The 24,183-nt window shown below is 70.8% G+C and carries 19 protein-coding genes; 4 read left to right on the top strand and 15 right to left on the bottom strand.

The features are described from left to right. Positions 1-286 precede the first annotated feature (286 nt). From RTA_RS03500 to ligD, 3 genes are all read right to left on the bottom strand, one after another. On the bottom strand, positions 287-472 hold the full coding sequence (locus RTA_RS03500) for a hypothetical protein (RefSeq protein WP_013899995.1): 186 nt from the start codon (positions 470-472) through the stop codon (positions 287-289). A gap of 112 nt (positions 473-584) precedes the next feature. Then, positions 585-908: a hypothetical protein gene (locus RTA_RS03495; protein WP_041675011.1), complete on the bottom strand. Its 324-nt coding sequence runs from the start codon at positions 906-908 to the stop codon at positions 585-587. A gap of 46 nt (positions 909-954) precedes the next feature. After that, positions 955-2,187 (bottom strand): non-homologous end-joining DNA ligase, encoded by a 1,233-nt coding sequence (gene ligD, locus RTA_RS03490; protein WP_013899993.1) that lies wholly within the window; start codon positions 2,185-2,187, stop codon positions 955-957. 98 nt (positions 2,188-2,285) lie between these two features. Here ligD and RTA_RS03485 point away from each other — a divergent pair, with 98 nt between their 5' ends. The 3 genes from RTA_RS03485 (at position 2,286) to RTA_RS03475 (ending at position 6,015) form a co-directional block, all read left to right on the top strand. Then, on the top strand, positions 2,286-3,917 hold the full coding sequence (locus RTA_RS03485) for a peptide chain release factor 3 (RefSeq protein WP_013899992.1): 1,632 nt from the start codon (positions 2,286-2,288) through the stop codon (positions 3,915-3,917). A 62-nt stretch (positions 3,918-3,979) separates the two neighbouring features. Beyond that, positions 3,980-5,218, top strand: a complete 1,239-nt coding sequence (locus RTA_RS19630) for a S41 family peptidase (RefSeq protein WP_143762897.1) — start codon at positions 3,980-3,982, stop codon at positions 5,216-5,218. Further along, positions 5,218-6,015 carry an HAD family hydrolase gene (locus RTA_RS03475; protein ID WP_013899990.1) on the top strand — a complete coding sequence of 266 codons (798 nt, stop codon included), beginning with the start codon at positions 5,218-5,220 and terminating at the stop codon, positions 6,013-6,015. Before RTA_RS19630 ends, RTA_RS03475 begins: the two co-directional genes overlap by 1 nt. Here the strand turns inward: RTA_RS03475 and RTA_RS03470 are convergent. The 6 genes from RTA_RS03470 to uvrA form a co-directional block, all read right to left on the bottom strand. After that, positions 6,012-6,827 carry a gamma-glutamyl-gamma-aminobutyrate hydrolase family protein gene (locus tag RTA_RS03470; RefSeq protein WP_013899989.1) on the bottom strand — a complete coding sequence of 272 codons (816 nt, stop codon included), beginning with the start codon at positions 6,825-6,827 and terminating at the stop codon, positions 6,012-6,014. The genes RTA_RS03475 and RTA_RS03470 overlap by 4 nt on opposite strands. 1 nt (position 6,828) lies before the next feature. Then, complete coding sequence (locus RTA_RS03465; RefSeq protein ID WP_013899988.1) at positions 6,829-7,605, bottom strand: gamma-glutamyl-gamma-aminobutyrate hydrolase family protein; 777 nt, start codon at positions 7,603-7,605, stop codon at positions 6,829-6,831. Positions 7,606-7,682: 77 nt separating this feature from the next. Beyond that, positions 7,683-8,657: a tripartite tricarboxylate transporter substrate binding protein gene (locus RTA_RS03460; RefSeq protein ID WP_013899987.1), complete on the bottom strand. Its 975-nt coding sequence runs from the start codon at positions 8,655-8,657 to the stop codon at positions 7,683-7,685. A 60-nt stretch (positions 8,658-8,717) separates the two neighbouring features. Next, positions 8,718-9,968 (bottom strand): MFS transporter, encoded by a 1,251-nt coding sequence (locus RTA_RS03455; RefSeq protein WP_013899986.1) that lies wholly within the window; start codon positions 9,966-9,968, stop codon positions 8,718-8,720. Between the two features lie 122 nt (positions 9,969-10,090). Then, positions 10,091-12,565, bottom strand: coding sequence for a glycoside hydrolase family 5 protein (locus RTA_RS03450; protein WP_013899985.1), 2,475 nt, complete (start codon positions 12,563-12,565; stop codon positions 10,091-10,093). 163 nt (positions 12,566-12,728) lie between these two features. Continuing rightward, positions 12,729-18,476, bottom strand: coding sequence for an excinuclease ABC subunit UvrA (uvrA, locus tag RTA_RS03445; protein WP_013899984.1), 5,748 nt, complete (start codon positions 18,474-18,476; stop codon positions 12,729-12,731). A 172-nt stretch (positions 18,477-18,648) separates the two neighbouring features. Here uvrA and RTA_RS03440 point away from each other — a divergent pair, with 172 nt between their 5' ends. Beyond that, a complete protein-coding gene (locus RTA_RS03440; protein WP_013899983.1) occupies positions 18,649-19,761 on the top strand; it encodes an ABC transporter substrate-binding protein in 1,113 nt (370 codons plus the stop codon). 58 nt (positions 19,762-19,819) lie between these two features. On the opposite strand, the gene RTA_RS21095 is transcribed toward RTA_RS03440, so the two are convergent. From RTA_RS21095 to RTA_RS03415, 6 genes are all read right to left on the bottom strand, one after another. Then, complete coding sequence (locus RTA_RS21095) at positions 19,820-19,978, bottom strand: hypothetical protein (protein ID WP_013899982.1); 159 nt, start codon at positions 19,976-19,978, stop codon at positions 19,820-19,822. A 74-nt stretch (positions 19,979-20,052) separates the two neighbouring features. Continuing rightward, positions 20,053-21,723 (bottom strand): MFS transporter, encoded by a 1,671-nt coding sequence (locus RTA_RS03435; protein ID WP_013899981.1) that lies wholly within the window; start codon positions 21,721-21,723, stop codon positions 20,053-20,055. Positions 21,724-21,878: 155 nt separating this feature from the next. Further along, the gene (locus RTA_RS03430) at positions 21,879-22,526 is read right to left on the bottom strand and encodes a 2-hydroxychromene-2-carboxylate isomerase (protein WP_013899980.1); all 648 of its coding nucleotides are present in this window, start codon (positions 22,524-22,526) and stop codon (positions 21,879-21,881) included. Further along, on the bottom strand, positions 22,523-22,726 hold the full coding sequence (locus RTA_RS03425) for a DUF1289 domain-containing protein (RefSeq protein ID WP_041675009.1): 204 nt from the start codon (positions 22,724-22,726) through the stop codon (positions 22,523-22,525). The genes RTA_RS03430 and RTA_RS03425 overlap by 4 nt, the downstream gene beginning before the upstream one ends. Continuing rightward, complete coding sequence (locus RTA_RS03420; protein ID WP_013899979.1) at positions 22,723-23,232, bottom strand: YbaK/EbsC family protein; 510 nt, start codon at positions 23,230-23,232, stop codon at positions 22,723-22,725. Before RTA_RS03420 ends, RTA_RS03425 begins: the two co-directional genes overlap by 4 nt. Positions 23,233-23,244: 12 nt before the next feature. After that, on the bottom strand, positions 23,245-24,165 hold the full coding sequence (locus RTA_RS03415; protein WP_013899978.1) for a hydroxymethylglutaryl-CoA lyase: 921 nt from the start codon (positions 24,163-24,165) through the stop codon (positions 23,245-23,247). Positions 24,166-24,183: the final 18 nt, after the last annotated feature.

The raw sequence follows: 24,183 nt of genomic DNA, 5'->3' as shown, positions 1-24,183 counted from the left end.
TGCCAGCAGGCTCGGAGCCGCTGGCCGCGCAAGCGCTGGCCAGCACAAGACAAAAAGAGGGGATGCCGGCTCCCTACGAGCCAGCCGCGCTTGCGCGCTAGCTTGCGGCTGCGAGCTGGTCGGGCGGCCATTCCTAGGACTGCAGCGCCCGGGCCGTGGTTCACCGCGGAGGTGGCAACGGCTCCTGGTAGTGGCGTAGCCGGCGCGACGCAACCAAATCAAGGCTCCCCTCTTCGCCCCGGCGGGGGCGAAGAGGGGCGGGGGGGGGAGAGGGGGGAGAAAAAAGTCAGGGCTGACTGCTCAGCCACATCGTGGCAAACCCGATGATGACGCAGCCCAAGGCCACGGCGTACAGGATCCAGCCGGGCAGCGAACTGGCATCGTCGCGGACGGGACCGCCGAGCAGCCGGCCGGCAATGGCGGCGATCACGGCGATGATGAAGGGATAGACGTACGTCGGGATGTCGGACATGTCGTTGTGGCTGGCTGTCGGTGAAGGCCAGTCTTGCGCACGCGGTCGCCGGCGTATGTCAGGCGGCTTCGGCCTGACCTGTAGGAGCCGCCAAGGCAGCCGGCGGTGCGGCTCAGGCAGGCCGCGGCTGCCGGCGGGCGGCGGCGATGGCCGCACGCGCCGCGACCTCGGCGGCCAGTGCCGGCTCCAGCGGCGAGCGGCACAGGCCGGCGTGCCGGTAGTTCAGGTTCTCGTACAGCTGCGCGGCACTGGGGAAGGTGGCGAGCACGGCGTCGAGCGCGGCGCCGCGCGGCGCCGACTCGAGTTCCGCGGCCACGCGGGCCACCAGGGCGCGGTACTGGCCGGCATCGACCGGCTGGGCGCTGCGCTCCAGCCGCTCAAGCATCCGGGCCAGGGCGACCAGGTTCTTGGAAGGGGAGACAGAGGGCGTGTTCATGCCGTGAAGCTGGGGCTGGCCGCGGCGAATGCAAGCTCGGCAGCCGCTAGCTGCCCGCTTCCTTCGGGCGCAGCCGCGCCGGCACGTGCTCCAGGTTGATGCGCACGCGCCACCACAGCGAGGAGCTGCTCCGCATGCGGTCGACCAGCACGTCGGCGGGCTGCAGGTGGGCGGCGACCTGGGGGTGCTTCTGCTTCCAGGCTTGCGCGGCGGCCAAGGCGTCGGCCTCGCGGTCGGCGCGCGCGATCTCGATCAGCGGCCTGGCGGCCTGGCGGCGGGCACGCGTCGAGGGCGGCGCGCGGGTCGGCTCGCCGGATTGCCTGCGGTAGTGCGGCGGCCAGGGCGCGTCGCCCTGGCCTTGCGCCTCCTGCCGGGCCGACAGCCCGAGCAGGGCCTCCAGCGAGCAGGCCGCCTCGTCGATGCCGGCATGCGGATCGCCGATGGCCCGCAGGCGCGCCGGCACGGTGCGCAGCGTGAAGTCCGCCGGGTCGCACTGCTGCAGCTCGTCCCAGGTCACCGGCGCCGACACGCGCGCATCCGGCTTGGGCCGCACCGAGTAGGCCGAGGCGACGGTGCGGTCCTTGGCGTTCTGGTTGTAGTCCACGAACACGCCGTGCCGTTCCTCCTTCCACCACCGGCTGGTGGCCAGGTCGGGCGCTCGGCGCTCCACCTCGCGCGCCAGCGCCAGCGCGGCGCGGCGCACCTGGTCGAAGGTCCAGCGCCGCTGGATGCGGGCGATGACGTGGATGCCGCGCGAGCCGGAGGTCTTGGGCCAGCCGGTGAGGCCCACCTCGTGCAGCACCTCGCGCACCACGGCGGCCACCTGCTGGATCTGCCGCCAGGCCACGCCGGGCATCGGGTCCAGGTCCACGCGCAGCTCATCGGGATGGTCGAGGTCGTCGGCGCGCACCGGGTGCGGGTGCAGCTCGATGCAGCCCAGCTGGGCCATCCAGGCCAGGGTGGCCGCGTCGCGCGGCACCACCTCCTCGGCCGTGCGGCCGGAGGGGAAGCGGATGGTGCTCACCTCCACCCAGGCCGGCCGGCTGGCCGGCGCGCGCTTCTGGAAGAAGAACTCGCCGCCGATGCCGTCGGGGTAGCGCACCATCACGCAGGGCCGGCTGCCGGCGCCGCGCAAGGCGCCTTCGGCCACCGCCAGGTAGTAGTTCACCAGGTCCAGCTTGGTGAGGCCCGCCTCGGGAAAGAGCAGCTTGCCGGGATGCGTGACCACCAGCTCGCGGCCTTCCACCTGCAGGCGGACGGGTGCATCGGGGCTGGTCATGGAGCCACGCTACACCCGCGCGGCACAATACGGGGTTTGCTGAAACGGTTTGCACTGCAGAGCGCCGAACCGCTTCGCCGCCCCTTCCGGAGCTTCCCTTGTCGTCCTCGCCCCTGGCCGCCGAAACCCGGCGCCGCCGCACCTTCGCCATCATCTCCCACCCCGACGCGGGCAAGACCACGCTGACGGAAAAGCTGCTGCTGTTCTCCGGCGCGATCCAGATCGCCGGCAGCGTCAAGGCGCGCAAGGCCTCGCGCCACGCCACCTCCGACTGGATGGAGATCGAGAAGCAGCGCGGCATCTCGGTGGCCTCCTCGGTGATGCAGATGCTGTACCGCGACCACGTGATCAACCTGCTGGACACGCCGGGCCACAAGGACTTCTCCGAGGACACCTACCGCGTGCTCACGGCCGTGGACTCGGCGCTGATGGTGATCGACGCGGCCAACGGCGTGGAGGCGCAGACGCGCCGGCTGATCGAGGTCTGCCGCCAGCGCAACACGCCCATCATCACCTTCGTCAACAAGATGGACCGCGAGGTGCGCGAGCCGCTGGACATCCTGGACGAGGTGGAGCGCGAGCTGGGCATGCCCTGCGTGCCCATGACCTGGCCGGTGGGCAAGGGCAAGTCGTTCGGCGGCATCGTGAACCTGCGCACGCAGGCCATGACGGTGTTCGAGTCCGGCAGCGAGCGCCGGCCCCAGGACTTCGAGACCCTCCCGCTGTCGGACGCCGGCACGTTGCGCCGGCGCTTCGAGGGCGAGTGGGACGCGGCGGCCGAGAGCATGGAGCTGGCCGCGGGCGCCTCGCCGGAATGGGACCACCAGGCCTTCCTGGATGCGAAGCAGACGCCGGTGTTCTTCGGCTCGGGCGTCAACAACTTCGGCGTGATGGAGGTGCTGGACGCGCTGGTGGACCTGGCGCCCGCGCCGCAGCCGCGCAAGAGTTCGCTGATCGTGAACCGGCAGCCGCAGGAGAAGATCATCCAGCCCGACGAGCCCGCCTTCTCCGGGGTGGTCTTCAAGGTCCAGGCCAACATGGACGCCAACCACCGCGACCGCATCGCCTTCGTGCGCATGGCCTCGGGCAAGTACACCCCGGGCATGAAGCTCAAGGTGCAGCGCACCGGCAAGGAGCTGCGCCCGACCTCGGTGGTCACCTTCCTGTCGCAGCGGCGCGAGGCGGTGGACGAGGCGTACGCCGGCGACATCATCGGCTTCACCACGCATGGCGGCGTGCAGCTGGGCGACACCATCACCGACGGCGCGAGCCTGCAGTTCACCGGCCTGCCCTTCTTCGCGCCTGAGCTGTTCATGACCGTGCTGCTGAAGAACCCGCTGCGCACCAAGCAGCTGCAGCAGGGCCTGGCCCAGCTGGGCGAGGAAGGCGCGATCCAGGTGTTCCGTCCGCAGGCCGGCGGCGCCATGCTGCTGGGGGCCGTGGGGCAGCTGCAGTTCGAGGTGGTGCAGCACCGCCTGAAGGCGGAGTACGACGCCGACATCCGGCTGGAAGGCTGCCAGTACACGGGCGCCCGCTGGATCACCGCGGACACGCCGGCCGAACTGCGCGCGTTTACAGACGCTTACCCCCAGCGCATGGCCCTGGATGCGGCCGACGCCCTGGCTTACCTGTGCACCTCGCCCTACGACGTGCGGCTGGCGCAGGAAAGATTTCCCAGGATCCACTTCCATCCGTTGCGCGAGCACGCCGGATTGGCCTTGCAGTCCTGACACCCGCCGGCAAGGCCCGGCGGCGCCCGCATAATGCGCCGCATCTTTTGCGAAAGCCAAGCGTGACCCGTTCCCTCCCTTCCTCCATGCGCCGCGCGGCCGGTCTGGCCTGCGTATCCGCCACCTTGCTGCTGGCCGCCTGCGGCGGCGGTGGCGGCGGCGGTGCCGATGCCTCGCGCCCGCCGTCCTCCGCCGACTACGGCGGCGTCTGCACGCCCGAAGGCCAGAAGCTGTTCGTGCGCAGCTACCTCGACGAGGTCTACCTGTGGTACGACGAGATCGTCAACCTGAACCCGGCGAACTACAGCTCGGCGCCCGACTACTTCCGGGCGCTGCTGGTGCCCAAGGATCGTTACAGCGACGGCTCCGGGTCCTACAGCGGCTTCGAGCCCACCAGCCTGGCAGCCACCGCCACGGCGGCTGCGGGCACTGCCCTGAAGCTCACGGCAGGCGACTCCGTGCCGGAGTACAAGACCGTGCGCAGCCCGGGCGGCCGGACCGCGGGTTACGTCCGGGTGGACGACTTCCTGACCGGTGCGCAGGACCAGCTGATCACCGCGTTCAACTACCTGAAGGCGCAGAGCGGCGTGCAGGACCTCGTGCTCGACCTACGCTTCAACGGCGGAGGCTATCTGTACAGCGCGCAGGCCGCGGCATCCATGGTGACCGCTCCTGCGGCCGAAGGCCGGGTCTTCGAACGACTGCAATTCAACAACAAGCGGCAGGCGGAGAGCGAAAGGAACACCTTCTACTTCACGAACAAGGTGCAGTTCGCGGAGCGGCAATACCCGGCAGGGACGATGCTGCCGCAGCTTTCGCTGCCCCGGGTCTATGTCCTCAGCTCGGCGCTGACCTGTTCGGCCAGCGAATCGGTGATCAACAGCCTGCGCGGCATCGACGTGGAGGTCATCGTGGTCGGGGAGGAAGCCACCTGCGGCAAGCCGTTCGGCTTCAGGGCCCGGCCCAACTGCGGCATCACCTACTACGCCGTCGAATTCCAGGGCTACAACGCCAAGGGCTTTGGCGACTACCAGGCCGGATTCACGCCGCAATGCCGGGTGACGGACAACGAGACCATCGAGCCCGGTACGGCGAACGATCCGCTTCTGGCCGGCGCGCTGTTCCATGCCGACACCAACAGCTGCCCCGCCGGCACCGCCACCGGCGCCCCCAGCAAGGCCTCGCTGCTGTCGCAAGGCCTGGCCACGGGCGTCACGGCCGGACGGTCCGCCAGCCGGCCGGCTAGCGCGTCGCAGCCCGGCGTCAACGGCCGCCTGCTGCTGCCGACCGCCACGCCCTGATGCGGCCCCTGGCGCAGTGGCCGCCGGGGCCGCGGCGCGGCATCACGGGCGTGCTGACCGATATCGACGACACGCTCACCACCGAGGGCGCGATCACCCCGGAGGCGCTGGCCGCGCTGGGCGCCTTGCGCGAGGCCGGCCTGCACCTCATCCCCATCACCGGCCGGCCGGCCGGCTGGAGCGAGCCCTTCGCGCTGGCCTGGCCGGTCGATGCCATCGTGGCCGAGAACGGCGCCGTGGCGCTGCGCCGCACGGCATCGGGCGCGCTGCACAAGACCTACCAGCAGGATGAGGCCACCCGCGCGGCCAACTTCGCGCGCATGCAGCAGGTGCTGGCACGCATCGAGCAGGAGGTGCCCGGCGCCCGCCGCGCGCAGGACAGCGCCGGCCGCGAGACCGACATCGCCATCGACCACAGCGAGTTCACGCGGCTGCCGCAGGCGCGCATCGAGCAGGTGGTGGCCCTGATGCGCAGCGAGGGCATGAATGCCACCGTGAGCTCCATCCACGTCAACGGCTGGTGGGGCGAGCACCACAAGCTGTCGGGCGCGCGCTGGATCGTGCGCCAGCTGCTGGGGCGCGACATCGATGCCGAGCTGGAGCGCTGGGTCTACGTGGGCGACTCGACCAACGACGAGCTGATGTTCCGCCACTTCCCGCACAGCGTGGGCGTGGCCAACATCCGCCGCTTCGAGAGCCGGCTGGCGCACCCGCCGCGCTGGATCACCCCAGGCGAGCGCGGCGCCGGCTTCACCGAGCTGGCGCGGGCGCTGCTGGACGGCCGCGCGGCCGCCTAGCCCGCGGCCACGCCCGGCGCGCAGCCCTCCTGCTCGTGGCGGCCGTACAGGCGGCGCCAGCAGGCGTCGACGAAGGCGCCCATGATGCGCGCGTAGCGCGGGTGGGCCTGGTGCCCCCATTCGGGGTGGAACTGGAAGCCCCAGGCGAAGCGGCTGGCGTCGTGCCAGCGGAAGGCCTCGACCAGGCCATCCTCCGCGCAGGCCTCCGCCACCAGCCCGTTGCCCAGCCGGCGCACGCCCTGCGAATGCAGGGAGCTGACCGGGAAGCGGCTGCATCCGGACAGGCGCTCGAGCTCGCCGCCCGGCACGCAGGCCACCTCGTGCCGCTCGCGGTACTGCTGGTCCAGCGATTCCGCGGGGTCCTCCCAGTGCACCACCGGGCCGTCCAGCGCCTGCAGCGACTGGTGCAGGCTGCCGCCCAGGGAGACGTTGACCTCATGGCAGCCGCGGCAGAAGCCGATCAGCGGCACGCCGGCCTCGATGGCCAGCCGCACCAGCGGCAGCGAGACGCTGTCGCGCGCCTCGTCGTAGGCCAGCGGGCCGAACAGCGGCTCCTCGCCGAAGTAGCGCGGATGCACGTTGGTGGCCGAGCCACCCAGCAGCACGCCGTCCACCATGCCCAGCAGCGTGGGGATGCGACCGGGCGGCACCCGCGGGTAGCACACCGGCTGCAGGCCCAGGTTGACCAGGGTGCGCGTGCCGACCTCGTCCATCACGGTGTAGCGCTGCGGATGGCCGTGCTCGTTGCCCAGCTCGCGGTGGCTGGCGATGACCCAGACGCAGGGGACGCGGTCGGGCGGCGGCGTGTCCATGTCAAGCCTCGGCACGGCGCTCGCGGTGCGCGCGGCAGGCCTGGGCGAACGCGTCGAAGGTGCGGGCGTAGAAAGGGTTGCTGGCGTGCGTCCATTCCGGGTGCCACTGCACGCCATAGGCGAACGCCTGCGCGTCCTCCACCCGCACGCCCTCGACCAGGCCGTCGGGCGCGAAGGCTTCGGCCACCAGGCCGCGGCCCAGGCGCCTGATGCCCTGGCCGTGCAGCGAATTGACCTGCGCGGTCGTGCCGCCGGCCCACTCGGCGAAGGCGCTGCCCGGCGCCAGGCGGACCTCGTGGCGCACCGCGAACTGCGCCTCCAGGTCCTCGGTCTCGGGCTCGCGGTGGTCCAGCAGCCCCTGCTCCGCATGCACCTGCTGGTACAGGCTGCCGCCCAGCGCCACGTTCATCTCCTGCAGCCCGCGGCAGACGCCGAACAGCGGCGTGCCGCCCGCCAGCGCCGCCCGCACCAGGGCCATGGTCAGCGCATCGCGCCGCGGGTCGAGCAGGTCGGTGGGCAGCGCCGCGCTGCTGTAGTGCGTGGCCTCCACGTTGGACGGCGAGCCGGTCAGCAGCACGCCATCGACCAGTGGCAGGAGATGGGGCACATCCTCGGCGCCGGCCATGGGGAACAGCACCGGCTGCAGCCCCAGCTCGCAGACCGCGGCGGCGTAGCGGTCCGCCAGCACCGTGTAGCCGCCCGGGTCATGCAGGTCCAGGTGGCGATGGCAGGCGGGCAGCCAGACCAGCGGCTTGTGGGCGGCGGCACGGGGGCTCATGGCCCGGATCTTGCCGCAACGGCGGCGCGCCAGGCGTCAGACGCCGCCTGCGCGCAGCCGCTGACTTTGGGAAAGACTCAGCTCGGCTTGGACAGGCCGAGTTTCTCGACGAGCGCCTTCTCGGTGTTGAAGGTGTCCTGCGCGAACTTGCCGTAGGCCGATGAGCTCATGTACATGGGCACCATGTCGTACTTGGCCAGCGCCTGCACATAGCTGGGCTCTTCCATCGCCTTCTTGAAGGCATCGTGCAGCCTGGCCACCACGTCCGGCGGCGTGCCGCGCGGCGCGCCGATGCCGAAGGGCGAGTTCTGCACGATGTTCAGGCCCAGCTCCTTGAGCGTGGGCGCGTCGGGGAATTTTTCCAGGCGCTTGTCGCCCCAGGTGTTGAGCACGCGCACCTTGCCGGCCTGCACCAGCGGCGCGAAGCCGGTGGAGTCGGCCGCGGCCATGATGTGGCCGCCGCTGATGGCCGTGGCCAGCTCGGCGCTGCCCTTGAACGGGACGTGGTTCAGCTGGATGCCCAGCTGCTGCGCGATCAGCTCGGTGGTCAGGTGCGGGCTGGTCAGCGTGCCGGTGGAACCGTAGCTGAGCTTGCCGGGGTTGGCCTTGGCATAGGCCACGAAGTCGGCCCATGTCTTGATCGGGCTGTCGCTGGGCACGATGATGCCGAAGGCGTAGCCGGTGACGTTGATGACGTAGGCGATGTCCTTGACCGGGTCCCAGTTGATCTTGGTGGTGTAGGGCAGGCGGAACACGCCCAGCGGGATCTGCGCCAGCGTGTAGCCGTCCGGCGCCGAGGTCTGCAGCTGCTGGGCCGGCAGCGTGCCGCCGGCGCCGGGCTTGTTCTCCACCACCACGGGCTGGCCCAGGACCTTGCCGGCGTTGTCGGCCAGCTGGCGCATGGTGATGTCGGTGGGCCCGCCGGCCGGGAAGGCGATCAGCAGCCGGATGGGCTTGTTGGGAAAGCCCGCCGCGCCGGACTGGGCGAAGCTGGACAGGGCCGGGCTGGCCGCGGCAGCGGCGGCGAATTGGACGAGTTGGCGGCGGCGCATGGATGGTTCTCCTGTGGATCTCTGCAAGCCCGCCATTGGAACCCCGGCGCGCGTGGGGCTTCAACCGGGGAAACACCGGGCCGGTGTCGCCAAGGTGCCCGTGGGCGGCCGTGACGCCGGGAACATCAGCGCGATGGCGGCCGCGCCCAGGCCGACGGCCAGGGAACCGAGGTACAGCCAGGCGTAGCTGCCGAAGCGGTCGTACAACCAGCCGCCCAGCAGGGGACCCGTGGCCATGCCCAGGCTGGACAGCAGGGTGGCCGCGCCCAGCATGGTACCGAGGATGCGGGGCCCGAAGGCTTCCCGCGCCAGCGTGGCGTAGAGCGGCATGGTGCCGCCATAGGCCATGCCGAACACGAGGGCCACGGCATAGAAGCCGCCCAGCTGGTTCACCAGCAGGTAGGCCGCGGCGGCGAACGCCTGGACCAGCAACCCGGCCACCAGCACCGGCTTGGCGCCCAGCCGGTCCGCCAATAGGCCGAACAGCAGGCGCCCGCCCAGGCCGGCCGCGCCCTCCATGCTGTAGATGGTCACGGCCGCCACGGTCGACAGCCCGCAGCCGATGGCGTAGCTGACGGTGTGGAAGATCGGCCCGGAGTGCGCCGCGCAGCAGGCGAAGAAGGTGGCGGCCAGCACGATGAAGGCTTTCGAGCGCAGCGCCTGCCGGGCCGTCATCGGCGGCGCCCCGCCGCCCTCGCCTGCACCGGCCTGGGCCGCGGCGGGCGCGGACCGCACGAACCACACGGCGGGCAGCGTGAGCGCCCAGGCGAGGATGCCGACGATCAGCAGGGTGGTGCGCCAGTCATGCTGCGTGACCAGCCAGCCGACCAGCGGCGAGATGGTCATGGGCCCCATGCCCATGCCGGCGGACACCAGGGACACGGCCAGGCTGCGGTGCCGCTCGAACGAGGCCGCCGTGGCCGCGATCACCGGTGCGAAGAAGCTGCCCGCGGCGGCGCCCATCAGCACGCCGTAGAACAGCTGGAACTCCAGCAGGCTGGCCGCGCGGCTGGCTCCCACGCTGGCCAGGCCCAGCAGCACCGAGCCGGCCAGCACCACCACGCGCGGGCCATAGCGGTCGCTCAGCGTGCCCCAGCCGAAGCCGGCGACGCCCATGCTCAGGAAGGCCAGGGTCATCGCGCCGGAGATGCCCGCGCGCGACCAGCCGCTGGCCGCGCCCATGGGCTCGAGCAACACCGCCAGCGAGAACACGACGCCGATGGCCACGCAGCCCATCAAGGCGCCGGCAGCCACCAGCGGCCAGTTGCTGTCGGGGGAAGGGAAAGCGTGCGCGGCGGTGCGGGTGTTCATGGATGAAGCGCCTCCAGGCGTGGATACCTGCACGACGAAGCAGGCACGCGGGAATCGACAGGCCGCGGCCCGGGGGTCACCCTCACCCCAGCCCTCTCCCGGAGGGAGAGGGAGAAACAGGCTCAGGCGCCGCCCAGCGACGCCGCGTACTGCTCGAGCACCGCCAGCTCGGCCGCGCTCGGGCTGCCGCGGCCGGCGATCACGCCGTACACGTGGCCGCCGAAGCCGGGCACCGCCCGCCCCTGCAGGAAGCCGAAGCCGATCAGCATCTGGCCGAACGGGCAGGACGCGAGGCTCGCACCGGCGCTGCCCGCCGGGCTGCCGTTGACGCGCAGCTGCTGCGAGCCGGGCGCCGCCACCAGCGACAGCACCGCCGGCGCCTCGGGTGCCAGGGCGGCCGCGGCCGTCAGTTCCACCACCTGCCCGTTGCGGTCGCGCCAGCGCGCCTGCGGCTGGCCGTTGCGCACCGCCAGTTCCGAGTACCAGGCGTTCTCGGCCATGGAGGCCTGGAACACCACGCCGCTGTTGGCGCCAGGCAGCCGGACGGCGGCGACGACGAAGTGCGGGTCCTGCAGGTCGTAGGGCGCGCGGTTGCGCGGGTTCGGCTTGCTCGGCTCGGGCACCGCCTTCTTGCACCACAGGCCGGTGCTGCCGGGTGCCGTGTGGTCGGTGTGGCGGCGGCCCGCGGTGCCGCGCATCACCGGCGGCTGCAGCGCGCCCATGTTCGGGCCGTCCTGGTTGAACCAGTTCAGCATCTCCATGGCGTTGCCCGGGCTGGAGGCGAAGCCGGAGTCCGCCACCGCGCGCACGGCCTCACCCTCGCCGGCCGGCCAGCCCTGGACGAAGTCGGTGTGGCCGTCCGCCATGTCCCACTTGCCCGCGCCATAGCGCGCGATCAGGGCCATGGCCGCGGTGGCCAGGTCGACGGCGGCATGGGCCACCGGGTCGGCCAGCGAGTACACCTTGCGCGGCGGCGGTACCTGGCCGCCCAGCGAGCCGTCACTGGCGTAGCTCAGCGTGGTCACCCGGTCCGGCCCCGGCGTGAAGCTATAGCTGTCCTGGCCGTTGGCGCCGGCCGGGATCACCAGGGTGGTCTTGCTGAACGCGCCGCCGTTATCCGAGGCCACGGTCAGGGTCAGGGGCCGCTCCAGGTGGCCGCGCACGTAGACCGTGATGGTGACGGCGCCGCCGCCCTGCGGGCTGCCCGGGCCGTCGTCGAACACCGCCGCCAGGGCGATGCCGTCGGCCGCCTTCATCGGCCCGGCCACCTGCGGCTCCAGCGTGCGGTTCTGGTGCCAGCCGGGGGTGTGGTGGATGGGGAAGTTGCGCACCTGCCAGTGGCTGCCGCCCATCCAGCTTTGCATCTCGACGCCGTTGTCCCGGGTGTGTTCCACCATGCGGCGGAAAGCCTCCTCCCAGCGCGGGTCGTCGATGGGCATGCCGGCCTCGGTCAGCGCGATGCGCTGGCCGTTGGCGCGCGCCCAGTCGGTGGCGATGCGCATGCGGTCGACGCCGGTGTCCAGCGTCATGCGGCCAGGGCCGACGCCCGCCACGTAGTCCTTCTCGCGCAGCTCGACGTCCCAGTCGAAGCCGGTGCCGCTGTTCCAGGCATCCAGATAGGCATGGACCTCGTAGACCAGGTTGTCGCCGGCCAGCGGCCAGGCCGGGTTGAACTGCGGCCCTATGCTCATCGCGCCGCCCCAGGCGTTGCCGGACACATAGATGGGGCCGCTGGGGTCCACCGCCCGGATCGCGGCGATGGCGGCGCGGGCGAAGGCCGGCCAGATCATCAGGTCCTCGCCCGAGGTGGACTCCACGGTCTCGCCCGGCCGGGGCATGTCGTGCGGCTCGTTCATCAGGCCGTAGCCGCCGAAGCCGGGATGGTCCTTCCACAGCGCGGCGGCACGCGACCAGAAGTCGGCCAGGGCCGCCGTCGTGATGGAAGCGCCCGGCGCCGTGGCGCAAATGCGCGTCCACACCTGGGATGGGTCGGTGGTGTAGGCGTGGCCCAGGGGCGGCCCGCCGGCCGCCAGCCCGATCACCGAGCCGTCCGGCTGGAAGCGGAAGTCGCGGTAGCGGCAGTAGTTGTGCAGGTCCAGGATGCAGCGCGCGCCCACGGCCGCGTGCGCGTCGAACACCGCCGTGATATAGCCGGCGTAGGCTGCATTGAAAGCACCCGGCTCGCCGATCAGGGCGCGCGCCTGCGCGTTCGCCGGGGTGTCGCTGAGCATGGGCTGCAGCAGCTCCCATTGGATGGGTAGCCGGTTGCGGCCGAAGCCCTGGGTGGCCATGTAGGTCACGTCGGCCGCCCGCGGCACGCTGAAGTGCTCGTTGGGAAGGATCTCCGGGCTCACCCGCAGCCGGCCGGCCGCCCATTCCATGCCTGCGAAATTGGTGCCCATGGTGGCCAGGTTGGCCGGCAGCGGCGGCGGTGCGGGCGTGCCGGGCGTGGGCGAAGCCACCGGCCCGGTGCCCGGCCCCGGCGCCGCGCCCGCCGAGGTGCTGCTGCCCCCGCCGCCTCCGCCACAGCCCACCAGGGCAAACAAGCCCAGCACGGCCGTGGTGACCGCGCCCTTGTGAAAGGTCCGTCGCTGCATCGCCCTGTACTCCCTGTGCGCAGCAAGGCCGTCCCCTGCCAATCGCCCGCACAGTGTCGTCACTCAGGCGCTGCCGCAGGCGTAAACAGCCGCGACAAAAGTAACCCCGCGCAGGGCCGGGCTGGCCGCCTGCGCGGCGCGGCTTCGAGCCGGGCTCAGCCTCCTAGCTGCGCGCGAGCACGGGCCCGAGCACGCGGCCGGTATGGGTGGCCAGACGCACCACCTCCTCGGGCGGGGCGGCCGCCACGATGCGCCCGCCGGCGGTCCCGCCTTCCGGCCCCAGGTCCACCACCCAGTCGGCCTCGGCGATGACGTCGAGGTCGTGCTCGATCACCACCACGCTGTGGCTGCCGTCGACCAGGCGGTGCAGCACGCGGATCAGCTTTTCCACGTCGGCCATGTGCAGGCCGACCGTGGGCTCGTCCAGCACGTACAGCGTGTGCGGGGGCTTCTGCCCGCGGCGCGTGATGTCGTCGCGCACCTTGGACAGCTCGGTCACCAGCTTGATCCGCTGCGCCTCGCCGCCCGACAGCGTGGGCGAGGGCTGGCCCAGCGTCAGGTAGCCCAGGCCCACGTCCTTGAGCAGCTGCAGCGGGTGGCTGATGCTGGGCATGGAGGCGAAGAACCCGACCGCCTCGTCCACCTCCATCTGCAGCACGTCGCCTATGCTCTTGCCGCGCCAGGTGACCGCCAGCGTCTCCGGGTTGAAGCGCGCGCCGTGGCAGGACTCGCAGGGCACCTTCACGTCGGGCAGGAAGCTCATCGCGATGGTGCGAACGCCCTGGCCTTCGCAGGTCGGGCAGCGGCCCGAGCCGGAGGCTCCTCCTGATGCTCCGGTGTTGAACGAGAACCGGCCCGGCCCGTAGCCGCGCGCCTTGGCCTCCAGCGTGTCGGCGAACAGCCGGCGGATGGTGTCCCAGAAGCCGATGTAGGTGGCCGGGCAGGAGCGGGGCGTCTTGCCGATGGGCGTCTGGTCGACCTCCAGCACGCGGTCGACGGCCTGGTAGCCGTCCAGCGAGGCGCAGCCGGCCCAGGCGGGCCGCTTGCCCCTGTCGTCGGCGTCGCGCCCGGCCTTGGTGGCGCGCTGCTGCACGGCCAGCTGCACGTTGTGCAGCAGCACGTCGCGCGCCAGGGTGGACTTGCCGGAACCGGACACGCCGGTGACGACGACCAGGCGGCGCAGCGGGACATCGACGTCCACGTCCTGCAGGTTGTGCAGGCGAGCGCCGCGCAGCTGGAGGAAGGTGGTGTCGGCCTCGACCGCCGTCACCTCCCGCCGCGGCCGCAGGGGATGCTTCATCGCATGCAGCAGGTAGCGGCCCGTGAGCGACTCCGGGTTCGCCGTGACCTGCGCCGCCGTGCCCTGCGCGATCACGCGGCCGCCGCGCTTGCCGGCGCTGGGGCCGATGTCGATGATGTGGTCGGCCCGGCGGATGGTGTCCTCGTCGTGCTCCACCACCACCAGGGTGTTGCCCTTGCCGCCCAGCTTGTGCAGCGCGTTCAGCAGGATCTGGTTGTCGCGCGCATGCAGGCCGATGGTCGGCTCGTCCAGAACGTAGCACACGCCCTGCAGGTTGGAGCCCAGTTGCGCCGCCAGCCGGATGCGCTGGGCCTCGCCGCCCGACAGCGTGGGCGCGCCGCGGTCCAGCGTCAGGTAGCCCAGGCCCACCTCCTCCAGGAACTCCAGCCGGCTCCTGATCTCGGGGATCAGGTCGCGCGCGATGCCCTGCTCGCGCGCGCTCAGGCCGCCCTGCGCCTGCAGCTTTTCGATCCAGCGGCGCACGTCGGTCACCGACAGCGCGGCGATCTCGTCGATGCCCACGCCGTCGAAGCGGACCGCGCGCGCCTGCCCGTTGAGCCGGGCGCCACGGCACGCCGGGCAGGCCTCGTCGGTCACGTCCTCCACCTCGGGTTCGGCGAAGGTCTGCTCGCGGCCCTTGGTGTCGTCGGCGGCAACCGTGTCGTCGAATGCCTTGCGCTGCTCGCGGGTGAGCTTGACGCCGGTGCCCACGCACTCGGGGCACCAGCCGTGCTTGCTGTTGTAGGAGAACAGGCGCGGATCCAGCTCGGGGTAGGAGGTGCTGCACACCGGGCAGGCGCGGCGGGTGGAGAACACCTCCACCGTGCCGATGTCGCTGTGCGTGGCCACGCCCCGGCTGAACGCCGTGCGCAGCCGGTCCAGCGGCGCCAGCAGGTGCAGCACGCCCTTGCCGTGCTCCAGGGCGATGGCCAGCTTCTCGCGCAGCAGGGCCTCGTTCTCGGGCCTGACGTCCAGGTCGCACACCGGCAGCTCGATGGTGTGCTCCTTGAAGCGGTCGATGCGCGGGAACCCCGTGGTCGGCAGGAAGTTGCCGTCCACCCGCAGGTGGGTGTAGCCGCGCGGCCGCGCCCAGTCGGCCAGCTCGGTGTACACGCCCTTGCGGTTGACGACCAGCGGCGCCAGCAGGCCGACGTGCTGGCCGCGGTAGCGCCTGAGGATCTGCGCCGCGATGCTGTCGGGCGTCTGCGGCCGCACCTCGGCGCCCTCCTTCACGCAGTGCTGCACGCCCAGCTTGACGTACAGCAGGCGCAGGAAGTGCCAGACCTCGGTGGTGGTGCCCACGGTGGACTTGCGCCCGCCGCGCGACAGGCGCTGCTCGATGGCCACCGTGGGCGGGATGCCGTACACCGCGTCCACCTCGGGCCGGCCGGCCGGCTGCACGATGCTGCGGGCGTAGGCGTTGAGCGACTCCAGGTAGCGGCGCTGCCCTTCGTTGAACAGGATGTCGAACGCCAGCGTCGACTTGCCCGAGCCCGACACGCCGGTCACCACGCTGAACTTGTTGTGCGGGATGTCGACCGACATCGACTTGAGGTTGTGCTCGCGCGCGTTGACGATCTGGATGGCCCCCGCCCCCTTTGCGGGAGGGTTGGGGCGGGGGCGCTGGAAGTCAGGCACGCGCTCCGACGCCATCCCCAGCGTGCCGTCGTACTCGCGCAGCGCCTTGGCGGTGTGCGAGGTGGGATGCTGCCTGACCTCCTCCGGCGAGCCTTCGGCCACCAGCAGGCCACCGCTGTCGCCGCCCTCGGGGCCCAGGTCCACCAGCCAGTCGGCGGCGCGGATCACGTCGAGGTTGTGCTCGATGACGACCAGCGAGTGCCCGGCGTCCAGCAGCTTGCGCAACGCGCGCATCAGCTTGGCGATGTCGTCGAAGTGCAGGCCGGTGGTCGGCTCGTCGAACAGGAACAGCGTGCCCCTGGTCGCCAGCGCCTGGCTGCTGCGCCGGCCCGCGGCCTCGGCCAGGAAGCCGGCGAGCTTGAGGCGCTGCGACTCGCCGCCCGACAGCGTCGGCACCGGCTGGCCCAGCTTCACGTACTCCAGGCCGACATCCACGATGGGCTGCAGTGCGCGGATCACGTCGCGGTCGTTGGCGAACAAGGCGGCGGCCTCGCTGACGGTGAGTTCCAGCACGTCGGCCACGTTCATCGCGCGCGGGTGCACCGCGCCGACGGCCTGGCGCTCGATGGCGATCTCCAGGATCTCGGGCCGGTAGCGCTTGCCGTCGCAGTCCGGGCAGCGCAGGTACACGTCGGACAGGAACTGCATCTCCACGTGCTCGAAGCCCGAGCCGCCGCAGGTGGGGCAGCGCCCGTCGCCCGAGTTGAAGCTGAACTTGGAGCCGGTGTAGCCGCGCTGGCGCGCCAGCGGCGCCGTGGCGAATATCTCGCGGATGCAGTCCCAGGCGCCGACATAGCTCACCGGGTTGGAGCGGGCCGTCTTGCCGATGGGCGACTGGTCGACGAACACCACGTCGCCCAGGTGGTCGGCGCCCAGCAGCCGTTCATGGTGGCCGGGCGTTTCGGTCGCGCGGCCGAAATGCCGCAGCAGCGCAGGCGCCAGGATGTCCTGCACCAGGCTGGACTTTCCGGACCCCGACACGCCGGTCACCACCACCAGCCGCTGCAGCGGGAACTCGACCGAGACGTTCTTCAGGTTGTGCTCGCTGGCGCCCTCCAGCACCAGGCGCGGCGTGGCGTCGGTGACCGCGCGCTTGAAGCCCATGCCCACCTGCTTGCGCCCGCCCAGGTACTGGCCGGTGAGCGTGTCGGCATGCCGCAATGCGTCGGTGCTGCCGTCGAACACGATCTGGCCGCCGCGCTCGCCCGGCGCCGGGCCCATGTCGATCATGCGGTCGGCCGCCAGCATGACGGCCGGGTCGTGCTCCACCACCACCAGCGTGTTGCCGGCGTCGCGCAGGCGCTTCATCGCCTCGGTGATGCGGTGGATGTCGCGCGGGTGCAGGCCGATGCTGGGCTCGTCCAGCACGAACAGGGTGTTCACCAGCGAGGTGCCCAGCGCGGTGGTCAGGTTGATGCGCTGCACCTCGCCGCCCGACAGCGTGCGGCTCTGCCGGTCGAGCGTGAGGTAGCCGATGCCCACGTCGACCAGGTACCGCAGGCGGGTGGTGATCTCTTCATAGAGGAGCTTGAGGGCTTGCGTCTCACCCTCCCCCGCGTGGTCGCCTGCATGCGGCTGCAGCCGCGCGAAGAACTTCTGCAGCCGGTCGATCGGCAGCATCATCAGGTCGTGCAGCGACAGGCCCGGCAGCGCCTCCAATTGCCCGCGCGTCCACTCCACGCCCACCGGCATGAACCGCCGGGCGGGCTCGAGCACCGCGTCTGCGTCCTCCTTGCTGCCCAGGCGCCACAGCAGGCTCTCGGGCTTGAGGCGCGCGCCGCCGCAGGTCTCGCAGGGCGTGTAGCTGCGGTACTTGGACAGCAGCACCCGGATGTGCATCTTGTAGGCCTTGCTCTCCAGGTACTGGAAGAAGCGCTTCATGCCGTACCACTGCTTGTTCCAGTTGCCTTCCTTGTAGGTCGGCGTGCCGTTGATCACCCAGGCCTGGTGCTCCGGCGTGAGCTTGTACCAGGGCGTGTCGCGCGGGATGCCGGCCGCCTCGGCGTGGCGCATCAGGTCGTCCTGCGCCTCGGACCAGGCCGGTGTCTGGATGGTCTTGACGGCGCCGGCGCGCAGCGTGAGCTTGTCGTTGGGGATGACCAGGCCCCAGTCCACCCCGATCACCCGGCCGAAGCCGCGGCAGGCCTCGCAGGCGCCGACCGCGGAGTTGAACGAGAACATGGACGGAATGGGATCGGCGTAGCGGATGTCGCTGTCGGGGCAATGCAGGCCGGTGGAGAATTTCCAGACCTCATGGCCGTCTTCGGACGCGTCCGCATACACGGCCATGCGCCCCGCCCCGCGCTTCAAGGCCACCTCGATCGCCTCGATGGCGCGCGCCTTGTCCACCCCCTGGATGCGGAAGCGGTCGGCCACGACATCGAGCACCTTGCGCGGGCCCGTCACCGTCGCCACCTCGCGCTCGGCCTGCACCCGGGTGAAGCCGCTGGCGGCCAGCCACTGCTCCACCTCCTCGGGCGTGGTGCTGGCGGGCAGTTCCACCGGGAAGGTCACGACCAGCCGCGGATCGCCCTCCCGGGTGCGCTCCATCAGCTGCGCATAGATGGTCTCCGGCGTGTCGTGCCGCACCCGCCGCGCCGTCCGGCGGTCGAACAGCTCCGCTGCCCGCGCGAACAGCAGCTTGAGGTGGTCGTTCAGCTCCGTCATGGTGCCGACGGTGGAGCGCGACGAGCGCACCGGGTTGGTCTGGTCGATGGCGATGGCCGGCGGCACGCCCTCCACCCGGTCCACGGCGGGCTTGTCCATGCGGTCCAGGAACTGGCGGGCGTAGGCCGAGAAGGTCTCGACATAGCGGCGCTGGCCCTCGGCGTAGAGGGTGTCGAACACCAGGCTGGATTTGCCGGAGCCGCTGGGGCCCGTGACCACCGTCAGTTCGCCGGTGCGCAGGTCGAGGTCGAGGTTCTTGAGGTTGTGCTGCCTGGCACCGCGGATGCGGATCAGTCCCTGGGTCATTCGGGGGGTCTTTCCAAGTGGGGGCGGAAGATTCTAGGGAGAAACCCTCGGACGTTGCGCGCATGGGGACTTTTTACTGATGAGCCCTTGGCGGGACGGCATGCGGCTGCCTACACTGCACGCTACAGGGGAGAAAGAGAAAAAAGGGGTAAGAGCGAAGAGGAATCGGGAAATGACACATGCATGGAAGCGCTGGACGGGCGCACTCGCCGTCGCGGCGAGCCTGGGCACGGCGCAGGCGCAGATACTGATCGGCCAGACCGCCGGCTTCACCGGCACGGTGGCAGCCGGCGTCAAGGAAACCACCGAGGGCGCCAGGCTGTGGATCGACAGCATCAACGCCAAGGGCGGCGTCCACGGGCAGAAGATCGAGCTGTTGGGGATGGACGACAAGTTCGACCCCAAGGCCGCCGCCGCGAATGCCAAGGTGCTGATCGAGGAGAAGAACGTGCTCGCGCTGTTCCTCAACCGCGGCACGCCCCACTCGGAAGCCATCCTCCCCTTGCTTGACCAGCACGGCGTGCCGCTGATCGCGCCGTCCACCGGGGCCATGGTGCTGCACCAGCCGGTCAAGAAGCACGTGTTCAACGTGCGCGCCACCTACCAGCGCGAGGCCGAGAAGGCCGTCACGCACCTGCACACCATGGGCGTGACGCGCATCGCCGTGGTCTACGCCGACGACTCGTTCGGCGCCGATGGCCTGGAAGGCGCCCGCAAGGGCTTCCGCAAGGCCGGCTTCGAACCGGTGACCATCATCAAGGCCGACCGCCTCAAGCCGGACTACGCCACCCTCATCCCGGCGATCACGTCCCAGCAGTCGCAGGCGGTGGTGTGGATCGGCTCGGGCAACACCGTGGCCGAAGGGGTCAAGGCACTGCGCGCCGCGAAGTCGGTCGCGCAGGTGGTGACGCTGTCCAACAACGCGTCGAGCGGATTCATCAAGAGCCTGGGGGACCAGGCGCGGGGTGTGGTGGTGACGCAGGTCTTCCCGTACGAGCGCTCCTATGCCTACGGCTTCATCAAGGAAGCCATGGCCCTGGCACAGGCAAAGAAGATGGAGCTGAGCCCCGCGATGCTGGAAGGCTACGCCGCCGGCAAGGTGCTGGTGGAGGCGCTGCGCCGCGCCGGCCCCAACCCGACCCGCGCCAAGCTGCAGACCGCCCTGGAGAACCTGAAGGGCTTCGACATCGGCGGGCTGGAGGTGAGCTTCGGGCCGGACGACCACACCGGGCTCGATTTCGCCGACCTCTCCATCATCGGGCAGGACGGCCGCTTCCGCCGCTGAACCGTACAGTCCGCAGCCGCCAGGGCGCACGGCCCTGGCGGCTTTTTTCATGGTGCGCTCAAGGCTTGGCGGCCGATGCCGCCGGCGCGGCAGCGGGCGCATGCGAGGCGTCGCCGCCGTGCTGCTCGCCGCTCATGCTGAGGTTGTCCCCGCCCTTGATGATCACGAACATGGCCACGGCCGCGAACACGATGAACCCCACCACGATTTTCCACATGAGCTTGTCTCCGGTACTGCGTTAGAACATTCGACAAAGGGCCGCCCCAGGGGCGGCCCTTCAGCGACGGCTCGTCAATCCGCTGCGTAGATATCGACGTCCTTCGTTTCCTTGACGAACAGCACGCCGATGACGAAGGTGGCGGCGGCGATGATGATCGGGTACCACAGGCCGTTGTACATGTTGCCGGTGGCCGCCACGATGGCGAAGGCGGTGGTGGGCAGCAGGCCGCCGAACCAGCCGTTGCCGATGTGGTAGGGCAGGCTCATGGATGTGTAGCGGATGCGGGTGGGGAACATCTCCACCAGCATGGCGGCGATCGGGCCGTACACCATGGTCACCAGGATCACCAGGTAGGTGAGGATGGCCACCACCATGACCTTGTCGATCTTGGCCGGGTCGGCCTTGGCGGGGTAGCCGGCGGCGGTGAGCGCGCCCGAGACTTCCTTCTTGAAGGCGGCGATGGCCTTGGTGCTGGCGTCGTCGAACTTGGAGTTCACCACGGTGGCGGCCGGCGCGGTGATCACGGTCTCGCCGATCTTCACGGTGGCGGGCTGGCCGGCCGGGCCGGCCGCGTTCTGGTAGCTCACCGAGCTCTGGGCCAGGAAGCGCTTGGCGATGTCGCAGGACGTGCGGAAGTCGATCTCGCGCGCGATCGGGCTGCCCTGGAACGAGCACTCGGCCGGATTGGCCGTCACCACCACCTGGGTCTTGGCCTGGGCCGCGGCCAGGTCGGGGTTGGCCGCCTTGGTCAGCGCGCCGAACACCGGGAAGTAGGTCAGCGCCGCCAGCAGGCAGCCGGCCATGATGATGGGCTTGCGGCCGATCTTGTCGGACAGGGCGCCGAAGACCACGAAGAACGGCGTGCCGATCAGCAGGGCCACGGCCACCAGGATGTTGGCGGTGGCGTTGTCCACCTTCAGCGCCTGCGTCAGGAAGAACAGCGCGTAGAACTGGCCCGAGTACCAGACCACCGCCTGGCCGGCCGTCAGGCCGACCAGCGCCAGGATCACGATCTTCAGGTTCTTCCACTGGCCGAACGACTCCTTCAGCGGCGCCTTGGAGGTCTTGCCCTCGGCCTTCATCTTCTGGAAGGCCGGCGACTCGTTCATCGCCAGTCGGATCCACACCGAGATGGCCAGCAGCACGATGGAGACGATGAAGGGAATGCGCCAGCCCCAGTCGGCGAAGGCCTGCTCGCCCATGGCGGTGCGGGTGCCCAGGATGACGATCAGCGACAGGAACAGGCCCAGCGTCGCGGTGGTCTGGATCCAGGCGGTGTAGGCGCCGCGCTTGCCGTGCGGCGCATGCTCGGCCACGTAGGTCGCCGCGCCGCCGTACTCGCCGCCCAGGGCCAGGCCCTGCAGCAGGCGCAGGATGATCAGGATCACCGGCGCGGCCACGCCGATGCTGGCGTAGGTCGGCAGGATGCCCACGATGAAGGTGGACAGGCCCATGATCAGGATGGTGACCAGGAAGGTGTACTTGCGGCCGATCATGTCGCCCAGGCGGCCGAAGAAGATGGCGCCGAACGGCCGCACCAGGAAGCCCGCGGCGAAGGCCAGCAGTGCGAAGATGAAGGCCGAGGTCGGGTCCAGCCCCGCGAAGAACTGCCGCGCGATGATGGCGGCGAGCGAGCCGTAGAGGTAGAAGTCGTACCACTCGAATACGGTGCCGAGCGAGGAAGCGAAGATGACCTTCTTCTCTTCCGGCGTCATCGGCCGCGGTGCGGCGGCAGTGGCCATGGGTTTGTCTCCTGTTGAATGCATGGGGGCCCGACATGGGCGCCTGCCCCCATTCTTGGGAACGCCTCTGACCCCGGCCTTGCGCCAAACCAACGCAGGCTTGCGCGAAACTGAACGCGCTCTGACGAACTAGGGTGAAACCCGCGCGCCGCGTTTCACGATGCGGCGCGGCGCACGCCGGCGCCCACCTGCGTGGCGGCGTCCCAGTCGCCGCCGGCCCTGAACCAGGCATCGCCTTCCAGCCAGGCGCGCAGCATGGGCAGCGCGTCGAAGCCCCAGAACAGCCTGTCGTCCACGGCGAAGGCGGGCACGCCGAACACGCCGTGCGCGAGGGCTTCGTCGGTGTTGGCCTTGAGCTCGGCCTTCACCGCATCGCCGGCGGGGTCGCGTGGCGGCTGCAGCGCCTGGGTCAGTGCCTGCAGCCGCTGCGCATCGGCCGCGTCGGCGCCGCCGCGCCAGGCATGCCGGAAAACGGTCTCGCACACGTAGCGGTTGGCCACGCCGCCCTCACCGCAGGCCAGCGCCAGGCGCAGCAGGCCCAACGGGTTGAACGGATGCGCCGCCGGCAGCTGCAGCGGGATGCCGTGGCGGTGCGCCAGCCACAGCACCTGGCGGTAGGTCCAGTCGCGCTTGGGCGCGATCTCGGCCGGCCCCCGCTGGCCGTGCTGCTTGAGCAGGCCGGCGAACAGCACGGGCCGGTAGTCCACCTGGTAGCTCAGCCCCAGCAGCGCCTGCGGCAGCTCCTCGAACGCCAGGTAGGCGTAGGGCGAGATGAAGTCCAGCCAGCAGGTGATGCGCTTCATGGACGGTTCTCCCTCTCCCGGGCCCGCTCCTCGATCAATGCCCACACGGCGCGCCTGCCCTCGCTGTCCAGGCCGCCCCAGGCCGCTATCTCGTCCAGCGTGCGCAGGCAGCCCTCGCACAGGCCGCTGGCGGCGTCCATGCGGCACACCGAGATGCAGGGCGAGGGCACGGCCTCCATGGATCCGGCGGCGCCGTTCATGCCGGCGGCTGCACCACGTCGGCCACCGGCGCGCCGGTCAGCCGCTCCAGGTCCTGCGGCCGCAGCTGGAAAACGCCGTGCGGATGCCCGGCCGCGGCCCACACCACCTCGAAGCGGAACAGCTCGCGGTCGATCAGCGTCACCGGCGGCTGCAGATGCCCGACCGGCGAGACCCCGCCGATGGAGAAGCCCGTGCGCGCCTTGACGAAGTCGGCGTCGGCACGGCCGAGCTTGCCGCCCTGGCCCACCAGCGCCTCGACCTTCTTCTCGTCGACCCGCCGGTCGCCCGAGGTGACGATCAGCACCGCCGCGTCGTCGGCCTTGCGCCGGAAGACGATGCTCTTGGCCACCTGGCCGACCGCTATGCCCAGCGCGTCGGCGGCCTGCTGCGCGGTGCGCACCGCATCGGCCAGCATCACCGGCGCGTGCGGGTGGCCCATGGCCTGCAGCAGGCCGGCCACCCGCTGCACGCCTTCGGGTAGGGAACGCAGCTCAGCGCCGCACATGGCAATGCCTCATCAGGCCATCCGCTTGTTCAGGATGGCGGTGGAGGCGCGCGAATTCGGCTTGCGGCCCAGCTGCTCGCTGATATAGGCGCCGGCGTCGATCAGCTTGTCCAGGTCGATGCCGGTGTCCACCCCCATGCCGTGCAGCATGTAGACCACGTCCTCCGTGGCCACGTTGCCGGTGGCGCCCTTGGCGTAGGGGCAGCCGCCCAGGCCGGCCGACGAGGTGTCGAACTGCCACACGCCCATCTCCAGCGAAGCCAGGGTGTTGCCCAGCGCCTGGCCGTAGGTGTCGTGGAAGTGTCCCGACACCTCGTCGATGCCGTAGTGCCGCAGCGCCGCTTCCAGGGCGCGCTGCACCTTCACCGGCGTGCCCACGCCGATGGTGTCGGCCACGCCCACGTGCTGCACGCCGATCTGCTTCATCAGCCGGGCCACCAGCTCCACCCGCTCGGGCGGCACCTCGCCCTCGTAGGGGCAGCCGACGGCGGTGGAGATGGCGCCGCGCACCTGGATACCCCTGGCCTTGGCCGCCTCGACCACCGGGGCGAAGCGCTCGATGCTCTCAGCGATGGAGCAGTTGATGTTCTTCTGGCTGAAGGCCTCGCTGGCCGCGCCGAACACCACGATCTCGTCGGGCCAGAACTCGCGCGGCGCCGCCACCGCCGCCTCCAATCCCTTCAGGTTGGGCGTCAGCACCGAGTAGCGCACGCCGGGCTTGCGGCGGATGCCGGCCATCACCTGGGCGTTGTCGGCCATCTGCGGCACCCACTTGGGGCTGACGAAGCTGGTGACCTCGATCTCGGTCAGGCCGGCGTCCTGCAGGCGGTGCACCAGGCCGATCTTGACCTCGGCCGGCACCGGCTGCTTCTCGTTCTGAAGGCCGTCGCGCGGTCCGACGTCCACGAGCTTGACTTTGCTGGGGAGTTTCATGGTTGGCTTTCTCCCTCT

The organism is Ramlibacter tataouinensis TTB310 (genome assembly GCF_000215705.1).
GTDB lineage: Bacteria > Pseudomonadota > Gammaproteobacteria > Burkholderiales > Burkholderiaceae_C > Ramlibacter > Ramlibacter tataouinensis.
This window is presented reverse-complemented; position numbering and strand designations above follow the sequence as displayed.